Annotated in this window: 19 protein-coding genes; 5 read left to right on the top strand and 14 right to left on the bottom strand. The window is 67.7% G+C overall.

The features are described 5' to 3' along the window. Positions 1–150 precede the first annotated feature (150 nt). The gene (locus K3F48_RS13460) at positions 151–1,332 is read left to right on the top strand and encodes an OmpA family protein (RefSeq protein WP_222575951.1); all 1,182 of its coding nucleotides are present in this window, start codon (positions 151–153) and stop codon (positions 1,330–1,332) included. Between the two features lie 93 nt (positions 1,333–1,425). On the opposite strand, the gene rdgB is transcribed toward K3F48_RS13460, so the two are convergent. The 13 genes from rdgB to motA all read right to left on the bottom strand — a co-directional run bounded on the left by rdgB (position 1,426) and on the right by motA (position 10,964). Continuing rightward, complete coding sequence (rdgB, locus tag K3F48_RS13455) at positions 1,426–2,052, bottom strand: RdgB/HAM1 family non-canonical purine NTP pyrophosphatase (protein ID WP_222575950.1); 627 nt, start codon at positions 2,050–2,052, stop codon at positions 1,426–1,428. Beyond that, positions 2,049–2,762, bottom strand: a complete 714-nt coding sequence (gene rph, locus K3F48_RS13450) for a ribonuclease PH (RefSeq protein ID WP_222575949.1) — start codon at positions 2,760–2,762, stop codon at positions 2,049–2,051. Before rph ends, rdgB begins: the two co-directional genes overlap by 4 nt. 211 nt (positions 2,763–2,973) lie before the next feature. Further along, entirely contained in the window at positions 2,974–4,074 is a 1,101-nt protein-coding gene (flgI, locus tag K3F48_RS13445; protein ID WP_222575948.1) for a flagellar basal body P-ring protein FlgI, read from the bottom strand. Continuing rightward, the gene (gene flgA / locus K3F48_RS13440) at positions 4,071–4,520 is read right to left on the bottom strand and encodes a flagellar basal body P-ring formation chaperone FlgA (RefSeq protein ID WP_222575947.1); all 450 of its coding nucleotides are present in this window, start codon (positions 4,518–4,520) and stop codon (positions 4,071–4,073) included. The genes flgI and flgA overlap by 4 nt, the downstream gene beginning before the upstream one ends. Continuing rightward, positions 4,520–5,308: a flagellar basal-body rod protein FlgG gene (gene flgG / locus K3F48_RS13435; protein WP_222575946.1), complete on the bottom strand. Its 789-nt coding sequence runs from the start codon at positions 5,306–5,308 to the stop codon at positions 4,520–4,522. Before flgG ends, flgA begins: the two co-directional genes overlap by 1 nt. Positions 5,309–5,325: 17 nt before the next feature. After that, positions 5,326–5,649 carry a flagellar hook-basal body complex protein FliE gene (locus K3F48_RS13430; RefSeq protein WP_222575945.1) on the bottom strand — a complete coding sequence of 108 codons (324 nt, stop codon included), beginning with the start codon at positions 5,647–5,649 and terminating at the stop codon, positions 5,326–5,328. Continuing rightward, positions 5,646–6,065 carry a flagellar basal body rod protein FlgC gene (gene flgC, locus K3F48_RS13425; RefSeq protein ID WP_222575944.1) on the bottom strand — a complete coding sequence of 140 codons (420 nt, stop codon included), beginning with the start codon at positions 6,063–6,065 and terminating at the stop codon, positions 5,646–5,648. The genes K3F48_RS13430 and flgC overlap by 4 nt, the downstream gene beginning before the upstream one ends. 4 nt (positions 6,066–6,069) lie before the next feature. Beyond that, entirely contained in the window at positions 6,070–6,453 is a 384-nt protein-coding gene (locus tag K3F48_RS13420) for a flagellar basal body protein (RefSeq protein WP_222575943.1), read from the bottom strand. A gap of 71 nt (positions 6,454–6,524) precedes the next feature. Continuing rightward, positions 6,525–7,598: a flagellar biosynthesis protein FlhB gene (flhB, locus tag K3F48_RS13415; protein ID WP_222575942.1), complete on the bottom strand. Its 1,074-nt coding sequence runs from the start codon at positions 7,596–7,598 to the stop codon at positions 6,525–6,527. A gap of 13 nt (positions 7,599–7,611) precedes the next feature. Next, positions 7,612–8,622, bottom strand: a complete 1,011-nt coding sequence (locus K3F48_RS13410; protein ID WP_255608989.1) for a flagellar motor switch protein FliG — start codon at positions 8,620–8,622, stop codon at positions 7,612–7,614. A 30-nt stretch (positions 8,623–8,652) separates the two neighbouring features. Next, on the bottom strand, positions 8,653–8,970 hold the full coding sequence (fliN, locus tag K3F48_RS13405; RefSeq protein ID WP_255608996.1) for a flagellar motor switch protein FliN: 318 nt from the start codon (positions 8,968–8,970) through the stop codon (positions 8,653–8,655). A gap of 106 nt (positions 8,971–9,076) precedes the next feature. After that, positions 9,077–10,093: a FliM/FliN family flagellar motor switch protein gene (locus tag K3F48_RS13400; protein WP_222575939.1), complete on the bottom strand. Its 1,017-nt coding sequence runs from the start codon at positions 10,091–10,093 to the stop codon at positions 9,077–9,079. Between the two features lies 1 nt (position 10,094). Beyond that, positions 10,095–10,964, bottom strand: coding sequence for a flagellar motor stator protein MotA (gene motA / locus K3F48_RS13395; RefSeq protein WP_222575938.1), 870 nt, complete (start codon positions 10,962–10,964; stop codon positions 10,095–10,097). A gap of 157 nt (positions 10,965–11,121) precedes the next feature. Here motA and flgF point away from each other — a divergent pair, with 157 nt between their 5' ends. The 3 genes from flgF to K3F48_RS13380 all read left to right on the top strand — a co-directional run bounded on the left by flgF (position 11,122) and on the right by K3F48_RS13380 (position 13,715). After that, positions 11,122–11,844, top strand: coding sequence for a flagellar basal-body rod protein FlgF (gene flgF, locus K3F48_RS13390; RefSeq protein ID WP_222575937.1), 723 nt, complete (start codon positions 11,122–11,124; stop codon positions 11,842–11,844). Beyond that, the gene (fliI, locus tag K3F48_RS13385; protein WP_222575936.1) at positions 11,844–13,184 is read left to right on the top strand and encodes a flagellar protein export ATPase FliI; all 1,341 of its coding nucleotides are present in this window, start codon (positions 11,844–11,846) and stop codon (positions 13,182–13,184) included. Before flgF ends, fliI begins: the two co-directional genes overlap by 1 nt. A gap of 75 nt (positions 13,185–13,259) precedes the next feature. Next, entirely contained in the window at positions 13,260–13,715 is a 456-nt protein-coding gene (locus K3F48_RS13380) for a hypothetical protein (protein WP_222575935.1), read from the top strand. 51 nt (positions 13,716–13,766) lie between these two features. On the opposite strand, the gene K3F48_RS13375 is transcribed toward K3F48_RS13380, so the two are convergent. Continuing rightward, entirely contained in the window at positions 13,767–14,303 is a 537-nt protein-coding gene (locus tag K3F48_RS13375) for a hypothetical protein (protein WP_222575934.1), read from the bottom strand. A gap of 161 nt (positions 14,304–14,464) precedes the next feature. On the opposite strand from K3F48_RS13375, the gene K3F48_RS13370 reads away from it, so the two are divergent. Beyond that, positions 14,465–15,685 (top strand): hypothetical protein, encoded by a 1,221-nt coding sequence (locus K3F48_RS13370; RefSeq protein ID WP_255608987.1) that lies wholly within the window; start codon positions 14,465–14,467, stop codon positions 15,683–15,685. Positions 15,686–15,699 lie beyond the last annotated feature (14 nt).

The raw sequence follows: 15,699 nt of genomic DNA, 5'->3' as shown, positions 1-15,699 counted from the left end.
AGTAGTTTCCCCAATAGATGAGCGAAGGCTGCGCTCGAGCTGGCCTTGAAACCAGCGTTTTCGGCCTTAACTGCCCGCTCGAGCCGGCATGTCGGCTCCCTCTTTCGCAGCGCGCCTGCGCCGTTGCTCACGCCCGACGACCGCAGAGGCATGATCGATCTCATCGTCCATTACGGCGTCTTTGCGGCGACCGCCTTTCTCCTCGGCGCGCTCGTCGCCTTCGGCAGCCGGCCGCGGACAGCGGACGCGACGGGCTTTCTGCGCCGCGGCGATCACACCATCGCTCTGTCGGCGCTGCTCGCCGTCGCCGTCGCGCAAGTGACGCTCGGCCGCATGTCGCTCTATTTCGACGGCGCTCTGCTGCTCGTCGCCGCCTTTGCGACGGGATTCGGCGCGACCGCGGCCGTCTGGGGACCGATCGCCCGTGACCGTCTCGCTTGGCGCATCGGCGCCGCCGCGCTCGCTCTCACCTGCGCCGTTGCGAATATGGAGGCGGCGCGCAACCTCGAAGCCGCACTGCGCCACAAGCTCGGATCGCTGCTCGCCCGCGCGGGCGACGATGCGCTGAACTTCGAAGTCAGCGGCCGCGATGTGTTTCTGCCCGGCGAAACGCCCGGCGGCGGCGCGGCCGCGGCGCGCCTGCGGCAGGCCGTCGGCGTGCGCTCGGTCTGGACGGTCGACGCGCTGTCGCCGCCCGCCGCGGCGCTGCGCGATCGCGCTCTCGCCGCGGAAGCGGCGCGGGCGGCGGAGGCCAAGGCCGCGCTCGCCAAATGGGAGACCGAATGGGAGAAGAAGCGGCGGGCCGCGCTCGCCGCTTCCTCCTCGGGCGCCGCTCCGCTGGAGCGCCGCAGCGCCGCCGATTCTCACGCCGGGACAAAGGCCGGAGCGCGACCCGCGGCGCCGCCCGGACCGATCGTCTGGAATCCGCCCCTCGATCCGACCCTGCCGCCCGTCGCGCGCAAGGAGCCCCCGCCCGCCGAGCCGCCCTCCTGCAAAGCCGCGCTCGCCACGCTCGCCGCCGCGCAGCCGATTCGTTTCGCCGCGGCCAGCGCCGCCCTGCGCGCCGATTCGCAGCAGGCGCTCGTTCGCCTCGCGGAGCTGCTGAAGCAATGCCCGCAGGCGGTTCTCGAGATCAGAGGCTATGCGGATTCGCTCGGAAAGGCCGCGAAGAACCGACGGCTGTCATTGCGGCGCGCGCGCACGGTCGCCGACTATCTCGGGCGCGTCGGCGTCGGCCGCGAACGCCTCGTCGGCGCAATCGTCGACGAGAAGCGGACGACCGACGGCGGGACGCCGCGCGCGGAGACCCGCGTCGAAATCGAGGTGCGGTGAGAGCCGGGGCTGAAGAAGCGAGCCTGAAGGCTCGCGGTCCAGGACACGCTCGGACCGCGAGTCTTCAGGCTCGCATTCGGCGTTGCTTCGTATCTAGGCGAGACACGCCAGCGCCAGCGCCTGAAAGGCGCGCGCGCGGTGCGAGAGCGCGCGCGAGCCGTCGCCGGGCAAAGCATGCTTTTCCGCCGACATCATCTCGCCGAACGTGCGGTCCAGGCCGTCCGGCAGGAAGATCGGATCATAGCCGAAACCTTTCTCCCCGCGTGGCGGAAACACGAGGACGCCGTCGACCCGTCCCTCGAACTCCTCGACATGCCCGTCCGGCCAGACGATCGCCAGAGCGCAGATGAAATGCGCCGCGAACGGCGGCTGCGCGCCGCGCTCGCGAAGCTCGCGCTCGACCCTGCGGATGGCGGCGGAAAAATCCCGGTCCTCGCCGCCCCAGCGCGCCGAATAGACGCCTGGCGCGCCCTCCAGCGCATCGACGCAGAGACCCGAATCATCGGCGAAAGCCGGCAAGCCCGTCACGGCGCAGGAGGCGCGCGCCTTGAGCAGCGCATTGCCGGCAAAGCTCCCTTCCGTCTCCGCCGGCTCGGCGACGCCGAGCTCTCCCGCCGAGATCGCGTCGATCCCATGCGGAGCCAGCAATTGGCGAAGCTCCCACAATTTGCCGGGATTATGCGTCGCGATGACGAGACGGCCCTCGATCTTGCGCGTCACGCGAGCGCCGCCTTCTGCAGCGAGATCAGTTGCTCGACGCCGGCGCGCGCCAGCGCCAGCATGGCGGAGAGATCGGTCTCGGAGAAGACCGCCGCCTCCGCCGTCGCCTGCACCTCGACGAGTCCGCCGGCGCCGGTGATGACGAAATTGGCGTCGGTCTTCGCGGTCGAATCCTCGTCATAGTCGAGATCGATCACAGGTCCGCCGTCGCCGACGCCGCAGGAGACGGCGGCGACATGGTCGCGCAACGGATTCTCCTTGATGATCGAGCGCGAGCGCATCCATTGGAAGCAATCATGCAGCGCGAGCCAGGCGCCCGAGATCGCCGCGGTGCGCGTGCCGCCGTCGGCCTGCAGAACGTCGCAGTCGACGACGACCTGCCGCTCGCCGAGCGCCGGCAGATGGGTGACCGCGCGCAGCGAGCGGCCGATGAGACGCTGAATCTCCTGCGTGCGCCCGGACGGCTTGCCGGAGCTCGACTCGCGCCGCGTGCGCGTATGGGTCGCGCGCGGCAGCATCGCATATTCCGCCGTCACCCAGCCGCGGCCCTGGCCGCGCAGCCATGGCGGCGGCTTGTCCTCGAGCGTGGCCGCGCACAGAACATGCGTATTGCCGAATTTGACGAGGCACGAACCCTCGGCATAGCGGGCGACGCCTCTCTCGAAGCTGACGGGACGCATTTCATCGGGCGCGCGTTTGCTCGGACGCATGGAGACTCCGAAATAGACGTCTCCGGCCGAGACGAACCCCCGTTCGCTCCGCGGGCCGGTCGACACGGGGATCGCGAATGACGGCTTGTATCCTGGTTCGCCCGAGAGTGGAAGCCGTGGTCGTCGTCGCGAGCGCGGCGATCCGGCGGAACAGCGAGCAGCGAGTAGAATTCACTCTATTCGCTACTCGCTACTCGCTACTCGCTGTTCGCTATTGAATGACGAGATCGGCCTGCAGCGCGCCCGCGGTCTTGATCGCCTGCAGAATGGAGATGATGCCGGTCGGCTTCAGCCCGATCTGGTTGAGCCCGCGCACCAAGGTCTTCAGCGTCGTGCCCTCGAGCGTTCCGACCTGGCCGACCTGCTCGGTCGCGGTGATGCGCGTCTGCGTGGTCACGGTCGTCCGACCATTGGAGAAGGGCGCCGGCTGCGAGACCTCCGGCGTCTCGTTGATGCGCACGGTGAGCCCACCCTGCGTCACCGCGACGGGAAGAATCTGCACATCCTGGCCGATCACCACCGTACCGGTGCGCTCGTCGATGACGACGCGCGCCGGCGTCGTCGGATCGACGCGCAATTCGCCGATCTCGGCGAGCAGGCGCGTCGCGCCCATGTTCGGCGCGCCGCTCACGGCGACGCTGCGATTGTCGCGCTCGCGCGCGAGACGCTGGCCGTAGCGCTCCCGCGTGAAGCGGTTGATCGCGTCGGTGATGCGCACGGCCGTCTGGAAATCGGGATTGCGCAGCTCGAGCACCAGGGCGCCATTGTCGCCCGTAGGCCGCGGCGGCTCGCGCTCGATCGACGCGCCATTGGGAATGCGCCCGACGGTCGCGACGCCATGCGTCAGCGACTCGTTCTGTCCCGCCACCGCAAAGCCCGACACCGCGATCGGCCCCTGCGCGATCGCATAGACATTGCCGTCGACGCCGGTGAGCGTCGTGAGGATCAAGGTTCCGCCCATCAGCGAGGTCGCGTCGCCCATCGCCGAGACGGTGACGTCGATCGTCGAGCCCCAGCCGACGAAGGGCGGCAGCGACGCCGTCACCATCACCGCCGCGAGATTGCGCGTGCGCAGCGCGCTGTTGCGCACATTGACGCCCATGCGGTCGAGCATGGACGACACCGATTGCTCGGTGAAAGCCGCGTTGCGCAGCGTGTCGCCGGTTCCCTGCAGGCCGACGACGAGGCCATAGCCGACGAGCTGATATTCCCTCAGCCCGCGCACCGAGGCGATGTCCTTGATGCGGACCGAGCCGAGCGCCGGCGCGCAGGCGAGGAGGAGCAGGACGACGACCGCGAGCCGACGCATCATCCCTCGCTCACCCGCACCGATCCGTCGGACTGCACGCGGCCGGTGACGACGAGGCCGCTGTCCTGATTGCGCACGCGAATGAGATCGCCGACCCCGCCCGGCTGCAGCGCCGCGCCATAGGTGACGATCACCAGCCCCGCTTCCTCGAACACGATCTTCACCTGCGCATTGACCACGATGACCCTCGGCGAATCGACGGCGAAGGTCGGGACCGGCCGATCCGGCAGCAGCGTGCGCCGCGCGACCTTGCCGATGAGCGCGCTCTTCGAATCGACGACCGCGCCATCGCCGCCGCCGCGGAAGGAACGCTCCGCGATCATCGACTCGCGGATCACCTCTCCCGGATAGATCACCGCGACCGGCGTCGGCAGCAGACGCTCCTGCGCCAACGCCGCGGCCGAACCGGCGAGGCTCCCCGCGACGAGGACGATCGCGAGCGCGCGCATCACCTGATGCCCTTGGAGATGGTGCCCGCCATCTCGTCGACCGCCTGGATGACCTTGGAATTGAGCTCGAAAGCGCGCTGCGCGGCGATAAGATTGACGAGCTCCTTGACCGAATCGACATTGGAGCTCTCGAGATATTTCTGGCTGACGACGCCATAGCCCGGATCGCCCGGCACGCCGACGACGGGCGCGCCCGACGCCAGCGTCTGACGGAACAGATTGCCGCCGAGCGCCTCGAGGCCCGCCTCATTGGCGAAATTGGCGATGGTCAATTGCCCGAGCTGCTGCGGCTGCGTCTGTCCGCCGATGGTCGCCGAGACCACGCCCGACTGGTTGATCGAGATGCTGACCGCATTGTTCGGAATCACGATCGCCGGCGTCACCAGATAGCCGTCGCCGGTTACCAATTGCCCGTTGGCGTTGGTGCTGAACGAGCCAGAGCGCGTGTAGAGCGTCTCGCTGTCCGGCCCGGTGATCTGAAACCAGCCGCGCCCGTTGAGCGCGAGATCGAGCTCATTGCCGGTCTGCGTGAGCGGGCCCTGCGTCTGCAGGCTGCGAATGGCGGCGAGACGCACGCCGAGGCCGGTCTGCGAGCCCTCGGGAACGGTGGCGTCGCGGCCGCGGTTGGAGACGCCTTGCAGGCGGTCCGCCTGATAGAGGAGATCGGTGAACTCCGCGCGCGAGCGCTTGAACGCCGTCGTGTTGATGTTGGCGATGTTGTTGGAGATGACTTCGATATTCTGCTGCTGGGCGTTCATGCCCGTCGCGGCGATCGCAAGCGCCCTCATGATCTCTCTCGTCCTTCTCAGATCGTCATTCGGCTGATTTCCTGATAGGCGCCGACCGCCTTGTCGCGCACGGCGATGGCGGTCTGCAAGGTGCGCTCGGCGGCCATCACCTGATCGACGACCTGCTGCACCGAGGCCTTGCCCTGCACCGAGGCGATCGACGTCGCCTCGCTGGATTTGAGCGTGTCGACGACATCCGTCGTCAGCTGCCCCAGCACTTCGGAGAAGGACGGGCCTTCGACCTTGGGAGCGACCGTGGCCTTGCCCGTGACGCCCTGGAGCGCCGAGACGCCGATATCGGCCGCGACGGAGGAGACGATGCCGGGAACGAGCGGAATCATTGGCTTCCCTTCAGCAGATCGATGGTCATCGAGAACAGCTCGCGCGTCTGCTTCATCACCTGCAGATTGGCCTCGTAAGATCGATTGGCCTCGCGCATATCCGCGACTTCGGTCAGCAGATTGACGTTGGGATATTTCACATTGCCGTCGGCGTCGGCGGCGGGATTGCCCGGATCGTGCTCGATGCGGAAGGGCGCGCGGTCGACGCCGACGGAGCCGAGCTGGACCAGCGACGCGCCGGAGGCGCGATCGATCTCGCTCTGAAAGCTGACCGTCTTGCGCGAATAGGGATTGGCGCCGGCGGTCTTGGCGACCGACTGCGCATTGGCCATGTTTTCGGCGACGACGCGCAAGCGCGCCGATTGCGCTGCGAGGCCGGAGCCGGCGATCTTCATCGAGGCCTGGAGCGGATCCATCTCGCTATCCCTTCAATGTCGCCATCCACATTCCGTGGAAGGCCTTCAGAATGGCGGTGTCGACCGAGAAGGCCCCGCGGATCTCACCACCCTTGATCATCTCCTGTTCGAGGCTGACCGAATTGCCGGACACCGTGGTCTCCCAGGCGGTTCGCTCCTGCGGATCGCCGGATCTGGGATCGAAGGCGGCGTTCTGCAGGTGGAGGCTGTTCGTCTCGGCGAGCTGCATCGCGCTCTGGTCCAGCGCCTTGGAGAAGGGCGCGAGATCGACGGCGCGATAGCCGGGAGTATTGGCGTTGGCGATATTCTGCGCGACGAGCGCCTGGCGCGCCGTGAGATAGGCGCGTTGGCGATCGACGAGATCGAAGAGATAGACGGGCTCGACCATGGAACCTCACATGATCCTGTCGCGTCTGTCCTACGGGCGGCGTCTTGTGTCAGGCTGGAGCGCGCCGCGCGTCAACGCGAGGCGGAGCCGCGAGCGGTCAGGAAGTGAATGAGCTCGGCGACGGGGCGGTAGAATTCCGAGGGAATCATCTGATCGACCTCGACCTGATTATACATCGCGCGTGCGAGCTCGGGACGCTCCAGCACGGGCACGCCATGCTCCTCGGCGATTTCCCTGATCTTGAGCGCAATGAGGTCCTTGCCCTTGGCGACGACGAGCGGCGCGCCGCCTTCGGAGCGCGAGTAGCGCAGCGCGATCGCATAGTGAGTCGGGTTGGCGATCACGAGCGTCGCGCGCGGCACCTGCGCCATCATGCGCTTGCGCGAACGCTCGAGCGCCAGCGAGCGCAGGCGCGCCTTCACGAAGGGATCGCCTTCCGACTGCTTCATCTCCTCCTTCAGCTCCTGCCGGCTCATGCGCATGTCGCGCCGCCATTTGAATTTCGTCCAGGCGAGATCGGCGAGCGCGATCAGCACCACCGGGATGCAGACGACGCTGGTCAGGCGAATCGTCAGCTTCAGCAGCAGCGACGGAAGCTGCGCCGGCTCCATTCGCATCGCGTCGAAGATGAGGTCCCGGTCGACCGTCAGCGAGAACACGACGCCGCCGCCGATGACGGCGATCTTGACGATCGCCTTCAGCAGCTCGACCAATCCGGGAAGGCCGAAGATGCGCTTCAGCCCTTGCTGCGGCGAGATGCGCGAGGCGTCGAGCTCGATGCGCTTGAACACGACGCGCGGCGCGCCCTGCACAGCCGCGGCGAGCAGGCCTGCGACCATGAATATGGCCAATGTCGGCGCGAGAAAGCGGCCGACCTCCTCGGCGACCGCGCGCGACTGCATGAAGGCGTCGGCGCCGTTGGCGAGCGAGAATTGGCCGACATTGGCCAGCATCAGCTGCATCGCCAGGACGAGGCGCGGGCCGACCGTCTGGAAGACGAAGCTGACGCAGAGCAGAAAGGCGAGGAACATGGAGGCGACGGCCACGTCGCGCGAGACCGGGGTCTTGCCTTGCTCCAGCGCGTCGAGGATCTTTTTCTCGGTCGCTTCTTCTGTTCGGGACTCGTCATCTTCCGAGTCGCTCATGGCGCCGCCGCGCTCACTCCGGCTCGCCCTCCGCCGGGCTCGAGAGATCGATCTTGCCCTGCTCGGCGAGCTTCAGCACCGTGTCGGCGATGAGGCGGCGCGCCTCGAGAATGTCGCGGCGCGGCGGCGAGGCGCCGGTGGAGAGCTCGCTCTCCACCATGCGGCGCATGCGCGAGGAGAGGGCCGCGAGGATGAAGTCGCGAATGTCCACATCGGCTCCCCGCAGAGCCAGCACGACCCGATCGGACGGCACGGTGTCGAACAGGATCATGCGGGCGCGGACATTGAGTCGCGTCACATCCTCGAAGGTGAACAGCATGCTCTTCAGCGCCTCGGCGTCGCGCGGCCGCCGCTCCGAGAGGCTGCGCAGCGCGCCCTCCGCCTGATCGCGCTCCATCTTGTTGATGATCGACGCGAGCTTCGCATTCTTGGCGGCGGAGGCGGTGAGCTCGGAGTTCTGCAAGAGCTCCGCCTGCAGCACCGTCTCCAGCAGGCGCAGCATTTCGTCCGCGACAGTGCGCGTCGCCAGCATGCGGCGCACGACCTCGTCGCGAAACGCCTGCGGCAGCGCGCCGAGCGTCTTGGCCGCGCGCGCGGGATCGACGCGCGAGAGCATCAAGGCCGCGGTCTGCGGATGCTCCTTGCCGACATACTCCGTGAACGCGCCCTCGGGCGCCGAGCCGACGCGCTCCCACACGAGCCCGTTGGGGCTGCCGCGGACCTCGGACATGATCTCCGCGACCTGCTCGGGCGACACGACGCCGGTGATGAGCTGCTCCGCTTCGCCCGCGGTGCCGCGCAGATCGCCGCCGCCATTGGCGAGCTCATTCATGAACTCGTCGATCAGCGGCTCGATCGCGCTCGCCGGCACCGAGCCGAGCCCGGCGGCGAATTTGGTGATCTGCCGCAGCTCGTTCTGATCGAAATGCTTCAGCACGCGCTGCGCGACGAATTTGTCGACGGACAGCAGCAGCGCGGCCACCTTTTCCGGACCGTTGAGCACGCGTGTCGGCTCTGTGATCATTGCGCTCGTCATCGCCGCCCTTCGCCGCCGTCACATGCGCCTTTCGGCGTTCCGCGGCTCGATGATCTCGGTCAACGACACGCCGAAACGCGTGTTGTCGTCCTCCACCACGACCACCTCGCCGCGCGCGATCAAACGCCCGTTGACGACGACGTCGACCGGCTCGCCGATCTTCTGATCGAGCGGAACCACCGCGCCGCGCCCGAGCTTCATCAGATTCGACACCGGCATGGTCACCGAGCCGACGATGACCTGCATGACGACCGGAATGCGCAGGATCGATTCGAGCTTGCGCGAATCCATCTCCGGCGCGTCGCGCGGCTCCTCGCGCGGGCTCTCGGCGCCCATGCGCGGGCCGCCGCCGCCGATCAGTCGTTCGAGTTCCTCGCTCTTTGAGCCTTCCATGCTCGATTTCTCCCAGATGGCCGCGCCATCGAGACGGGCTTCGGCGCGATCATGCGCCGAGCATGTCGTCGATGAATTCCTGCTCCTTGTCGACGAATTCCGCGATGCGGATGGTGTAGGCGCCGTCCTTCTGCCCGATCTCGCACCAGAACAGCGTCTGCCCCTCGCATTCGAGCGCGATGAGGCCGGTCGGCGTCACCGGCAGCTCGACGATCTGGCCGACCTCGAAGCGCGCGACATCGCCGAGCGTCAGGTCGCGCCGCTCCATCACCGCGGCGAGCGACAGCTCGGTCTGCGTGACGCGCGCCTTCATTCGCTGCGCCCACAGCGGATCGACCGATTGAATGGTCGCGGCAGGATCGGCGGAGAGCGCCTCGCGCAGCGGTTCGAGAACGCCCTGCGGAATCGCCACGATCGACTGACTGTCGCAGCCCAAGGCCGAGAGCCGCAAGCGGCAGATCAACATCGAGCCGCCGCGGCGCGCGGCGCCCGCGGGCTCGGGCTTCGCCTCGATAGGATCGAGCCCCGGCGCGGCGCCGGCGACCGTCAGCAAGGAGGCTTGCAATGTCTTGGCGAGACGGTCGAGAACGAGTCGGCCGAGCCGCGTCTCGACGCCAGTGAGCGCGCGCTCCTCGTCGTAGAAAGGCTCGGAGCCGTCCGCGCCGAACAATCCCTCGACCATGGCGAAGACGAATTTTCGCTCGGCGCCGATGGCGACGCGCGCGTCGGGCTCGGCGCCGCCGTAGGTCGCGGTCAGCGCATAGGCCTCGAGCGCGATCTGCGCGTCGGCCGCGCGCGCGCTCACGAGACTCTCCACCGCGACCTGCGGCGACGGAAGGCCGAGCCTGCGCAGCGCCTGCTCGAAAGCGGAAGCCGTCTCGTCCAGCGCGACGCGCAGCATCGGCAGGCGATCCGGCGACAGGCCGCCGCCGGCGAGCAGCCGCTCCCTGATCGCGAGCCCCGGCGACTCTTGCGCGTCGTCGCGCTTTTTCTTCGGCGCGGCGGGCGCGAGGCGCTTGCCCTTGGACGCGCGCGCCGACGCGTCGACGACTTCGCCCGCAGTCATGTCACGCAGCCTCCGCCGCGCCGCCCGACAGCGTCTCGTTCTCGACTTCGTCGATGGTCGGACGCTCGTAGGAGGGGATCGACTTGCGGCCGTGCTCCACCGCCACCTGCGGCATCGCGCCGTTCATGAAGGCGAGCAGCGTCTGCTTGATGATGACATAGAGGTGGCACTCCTTGGTGCGCGCCACCTTGATCTTGAAGGCGAGCGGCGTGATGACGCCGTAGGAGACGAAGATCCCCGCAAAAGTGCCGACCATCGCGGCGCCGATGAGCCCGCCCAGCAGCTCCGGCGACTGATCGAGCGCGCCCATCGCCTTGATGACGCCGAGCACCGCCGCGACGATGCCGAGCGCCGGCAGGCCGTCGCCGACCGTGGTCAGCGCGTGATAGGGCTTCAGCCGATCATAGCGAATCGCCGAGATCTCCTCGTCCATCAGCGCCTCGATCTCGAAGGTGCGGACATTGCCGATGATGAACAGGCGGCAATAGTCGCAGATGAACGCGGTCATGTCCTTGTTCTCGAGCACCTTCGGAAAGGCGGTGAAGATCTTCGACTCGGCCGGATTGTCGACATGCGCCTCGACCTCGTTGCGCGGCTTGCTGCGCAATTCGCGCATCAATGCGTGCAGCAGGCCGAGCACGTCGAGATAGTCGCGATGCTTGGGACCCTTGCCCATGATCGCCTGAGCGATCGCCTTGCCGGAGTCCATGATCACCTTGGTCGGATTGGCGATGACGAACGTGCCCAGCGACGAGCCCATGATGATCACGAACTCCCACGGCTGCCACAGCACCACGAGATGTCCGCCGAGGGCGGCGAAGCCGCCGAACATGCACCCCATCGTAATGATCAGGCCGACGAAAAATCCCATGACGACGGTCTCTCCCGATGGAAGTCTACAGTATTAAAATTAGGTATATTCGCTTGCGCGAGGCTGACATCGGCCTATCAGCCTCACGCAAGCCGGCCCCTGCAGCATTGCGGATGCGGCGTGCGCCGCGGCCTCGCCACGACGGACTGCTCAAATCATGCAATCGGCTTTCTATGTCTCGCTCTCCGCGCAACTGTCGATCGACAAGCGCATGGAGACGATCGCCAACAACATCGCCAACGCCACCACTGCCGGATATCGCGCCAATGGCGTCAGCTTCGAATCCGTCGTGGCGAAGACGGGCGCGGAGCCCGTCGCCTATGCCTCGGCGGGCCGCGACTTCATCTCGCGCACGGCGGGCGACATGCAGCGAACAGGCGATCCCTTCGACGTCGCCGTCGTCGGCAAAGCCTTTTTCGCCATCCGCACGCCGGACGGCGTCGCCTACACGCGCGACGGCCGCATGAAGATGACCGAGACCGGCGACCTGCAGACGGTCGGCGGCTACCCGATTCTCGATGCGGGAAACTCGCCGGTCGTGCTCGACCCCACCGGCGGGCCGCCGATGATCTCGCGCGACGGCATGATCAATCAGAACGGCCGGCAGATCGGCGCGCTCGGCCTGTTCATGATCGACAATGACGCCAAGCTGACGCGCGGACCGGGCGCCAGCGTCATCCCCGACAAGCCGGCGACGGCGGCGCTCGACTTCGTGCGCAACGGCGTCGAGCAGGGGGTCGTCGAAGCGGCCAATGTCAATCCGGTTCGCGAGATGGTCAAGCTCATCGCCGCCTCGCGCGCGTTCGACAGCGTCAGCTCGATGAACGATCTGCTCGACGGCTCGCAGCGCGACGCGATCCGCACGCTGGGCGGCGGCTGATGTCGCGTCTGCAGCGTCTGCGCGAGGCGGTCGAGCGCCATCAGCGGCGCAAGGATCACGCGCGCGTTTCCGGACTCGTCACCGAAGTCGCCGCGTCCCATTGCCGCGTCTTCGGCCTGTCGGATTTCGTCGAGCTCGGCGAATGCGTTCGCTTCGGCTCGCCGCGGGACGAGCGCCTCGGCCAGGTGGTGAAGGTCGGCAAGGACGGCGCGATCGTCAAATCCTTCGACGACCGCGCGCGCGTCGGGCTCAACACGCCGGCCTTTCGCGCCGGGCCGATCGAGGTCGCGCCCCATCCGGACTGGGTCGGGCGCGTGCTCGACGCCTTCGCGCGGCCCGTCGACGATCGCGGGCCCTTGGCCGAAGGAGACCTCGCTCTGCAGGTCGACACGAGCGCGCCGCCGGCGATGCGGCGCGCGCGCGTGACGACGCCGGTGCGCACCGGCGTCAAGGCGGTCGACTGCTTCACGCCGATCTGCGCCGGCCAGCGCATCGGCGTGTTCGCCGGCTCGGGCGTCGGCAAATCCACTCTGCTCGGCATGCTGGCGCGCGCCCCCGGCTTCGATCTCGCGATCATCTGCCTCGTCGGCGAACGCGGCCGCGAGGTGCGCGAATTCCTCGAGGAGGCGATGTCGGCGACGCATGCGCGCGACTCCATCACCATCGTCGCGACGGGCGACGAGAGCCCGATGATGCGCCGGCTCGCGCCGCTCACCGCGACGACGATCGCCGAATATTTTCGCGACATCGGCCGCAATGTGCTGCTCATCGTCGATTCGGTGACGCGCTTCGCCCATGCCTCGCGCGAGGTGGCGCTCGCCGCCGGCGAGCCGCCGGTGGCGCATGGCTACACGCCGAGCGTCTTCGCCGATATTCCGCGCCTGCTCGAGCGCGCCGGGCCCGGCGAGGAAGGCAAGGGCACGATCACCGGCGTTTTTTCCGTTCTCGTCGACGGCGACAATCACAATGATCCCATCGCCGATTGCGTGCGCGGCACGCTCGACGGACATATCGTGCTCGACCGCGCCATCGCCGAGCAGGGACGCTATCCGGCGATCGACATCAAGACCTCGATCTCGCGTCTCGCTCATCACGCCTGGCGGCCGGAGCAGCGGCACCTCGTGCAGAAATTGCGCGCGCTGGTGTCGCGCTTCGAGGACACGCGCGACCTGCGCATGCTCGGCGGCTATCAGAAGGGGAGCGACCCGGAGCTCGACCAGGCGGTGCAGCTCGTGCCCAAGCTCTACGAGGCCGTCTGCCAGTCGCCGCAATCGCCGCCGAGCATGGATCCGTTCCGCGAGGTCGCGGATCGTCTGCAGCAGGCCGGCGCGCAGGGCTGACGCGTCCCGCGCATGAACCAATCTTTCATTCCTTCACGGGCATGATTCTCGCCGTCACAGAGGCGGATGAGGCCCATGAACGATTTCGCGACGATTTTGACGCGGCTCGAGGAAGCGTCCTGCTCGACCGAGCGCAAGAGCGACGACTCGCTCGCCTCTCTGATCGAGCTTTTCGCGCGCATCGATACGGCTGCGGCGAAGGCGTCGGAGGATGAGCGCGCTTCGTTCGCCTCGCGCGTCTATGGCGTCTCGTCCGATGCGGCGGACCCGCGCAGTCGCGACGAGCACAGCCAGAAAATCCCCGACCGGGAGGAGTTTTTCGCCGATCTGCGCCGCGCGGAAGGCTCGCTCGCCGAATTGCGCGCGCTGCGGCGGCGCGTCGCCTGGCTCTGTCATCCGGATCGCCGCGAGAAGTCCGGCGCCCGCCAGGCGGAACGCCTGCTCGCCGAATTCAACGCGCAGATCGACGCCGCCGTCGCCCGTGCGCCGGGGCAAAAGAGCTTGCGTCGCGCCAGCGCGCCGCGACGATAAGGCGCGTCCATCTCTCGCGCAGCGACGCGAAGCGCGTGTCCGACTCTGCGCTCAATTGCCGGCGACGATCCCGCTCGGCGTCACCAGCACCCATTTGTCGCCGCGACGCTCGAAGGCGGTGATGCGTCCGAGCCCGGCGACGACATCGCCCGGCGACACACGCACGATCGCGCTCGGCGTCTCGAGCAGCGCCGCGCCGGCGCGCACCTCGAGCAGGCGAAAGCCTGGAATGGTCGGCTCTCTGGTTTCGCCGATCGAGCCGACCGGCGAATAGTCGACTTTCGGCTGCGACTGCGCCACCTGCATCTGCGCGCGCTGCGCCGCGAGAGTCGCGGGCCGGCTGTAGATCGCTAAATGCTCGATGCCGGCGAACTGGGGGCGCCGCTCGGTGTCGGAAATCATATAGCCGGCGAAGCCGGTCGAGGCGACGGCGAGGCCGACGCCGAGCGAGCGCACGATGTTTTCTCCGACATTATGCGCGCGCGGTCGCGGCGTGGCGCGGCGCTCGGCGAAAAGCCCCGGCGCGGGCGCCGGCCCGGACGGCGCGCGTCGCGCGGCGTCGGTTCGCGAAGTCGTCCCTTTGCGCATGCGATCATCTCCGAATCGGTCGACCATCGATTGGATAGCGCAAATCGCAGGCGAGGTGAATCGGCGCGGAAAATCATGACAAGCTTCGGGAAACGTCTGAAAGATAGCAATGTGCGCGTTAGGCGTCTCACTGGTCGGGACAGCCCAGAGGGTGAATTTTGATGCGTATCGACGATGCGTCGGTCCAACGCAACGCTCTGCCGATCGGCATGGCGAAATTGACGCGGCTCGCCTTCGCCGGCGTCGATCTCGGCCGCATCGCCGGACAGCTGCGCGGAATGTTCGAGCGCGATCCCGCTCATGCGGGCGCGCTGATGGATCTCTCGGTCATCGACCAGCTCAACGGCGATCTCTCGATCGGCCTCGAGCGCCAGGCGCTGGCGCTGCGCCAGCAGCGCGTCTTTCACAGCACGTGCTGCGGCGCCAAGCCGCGCCTGCGCGTGCTCGCTTTCGTCGCCGCCGCGGACATCGGCGCCAACACGCCGCTCGAATTCCTGCTCGAAGGCTCCGACATCGCGCTCACCATGGCCTATGCGATGCCGGGGCGCCCGCTGCCGCGCGAATTGCCAGATCACGACCTCGCCTTCGTCGCCATCGCCGCGACGCCGACCAATCGGCGCCTTCTCGCCGATCTCGAGGAGCGCCTCGCATATTGGCCGGCGCCCGTGGTCAATCTTCCCGCGCGCGTGTCGATGCTGGAGCCGGACGACCTCGGCGATCATCTTTGCGACGTCGAGGGACTGCGCACGCCAGTGTTCGAGCGGCGGCGACGCGACGAGCTCGCCGCCGCGGCGCAGACGCGCGCCCTTCCCTTCCCGCTGATCGTCAAGCCGCAGGAGCCGGCGAATTGGGACTCGGAAAAGATCGACGGGCCGGTCGCGCTCGCCTCGCTGCTGGCGCGCCGCTGCGACGCGGCGTTCCATATCGCGCCCTTCATCGATTGCCGTGGGGCCGACGGGCTCTACCGCAAGATCAGGGTGATCTTCGTCGACCGCCGCGCTTACGCCTGCCATCTCGCCGTCTCCGACGGCTGGAACGCCTCGCATATCGATGCCCGAATGCAGTCCGACCCGTTCGGACGCTCGGAGGAGGAACGCTTCTTCGCGACCTTCGACACGGATTTCGCGGCGCGCCACGCGAAAACCTTCGACGCTCTGGTCGAGCGCGTCGGCCTCACTTATTTCGGCGTCGATTGCGCGGAGACGTCGTCGGGCGAGCTCGTCGTGTTCAAGGCCGATCACACTCTGCTGGTCCACGACATGGATCCGGTCGACGTCTTTCCCTACAAGCCGTCGCAGATGCGCAAGCTGTTCGACGCCTTCTCGGCCTATCTCTATCGCGCCGCAGGCCATGCGCGCCTCGGGGGACGACGCAGGACCTGAGGAAAGGCCCGGCG

The organism is Methylosinus sp. Sm6, assembly GCF_019802345.1.
In the GTDB taxonomy this organism is placed as follows: Bacteria; Pseudomonadota; Alphaproteobacteria; order Rhizobiales; family Beijerinckiaceae; genus Methylosinus.
The sequence above is the reverse complement of the archived record's forward strand: the minus strand, read 5'-3'. Positions and strand labels throughout refer to the sequence as shown.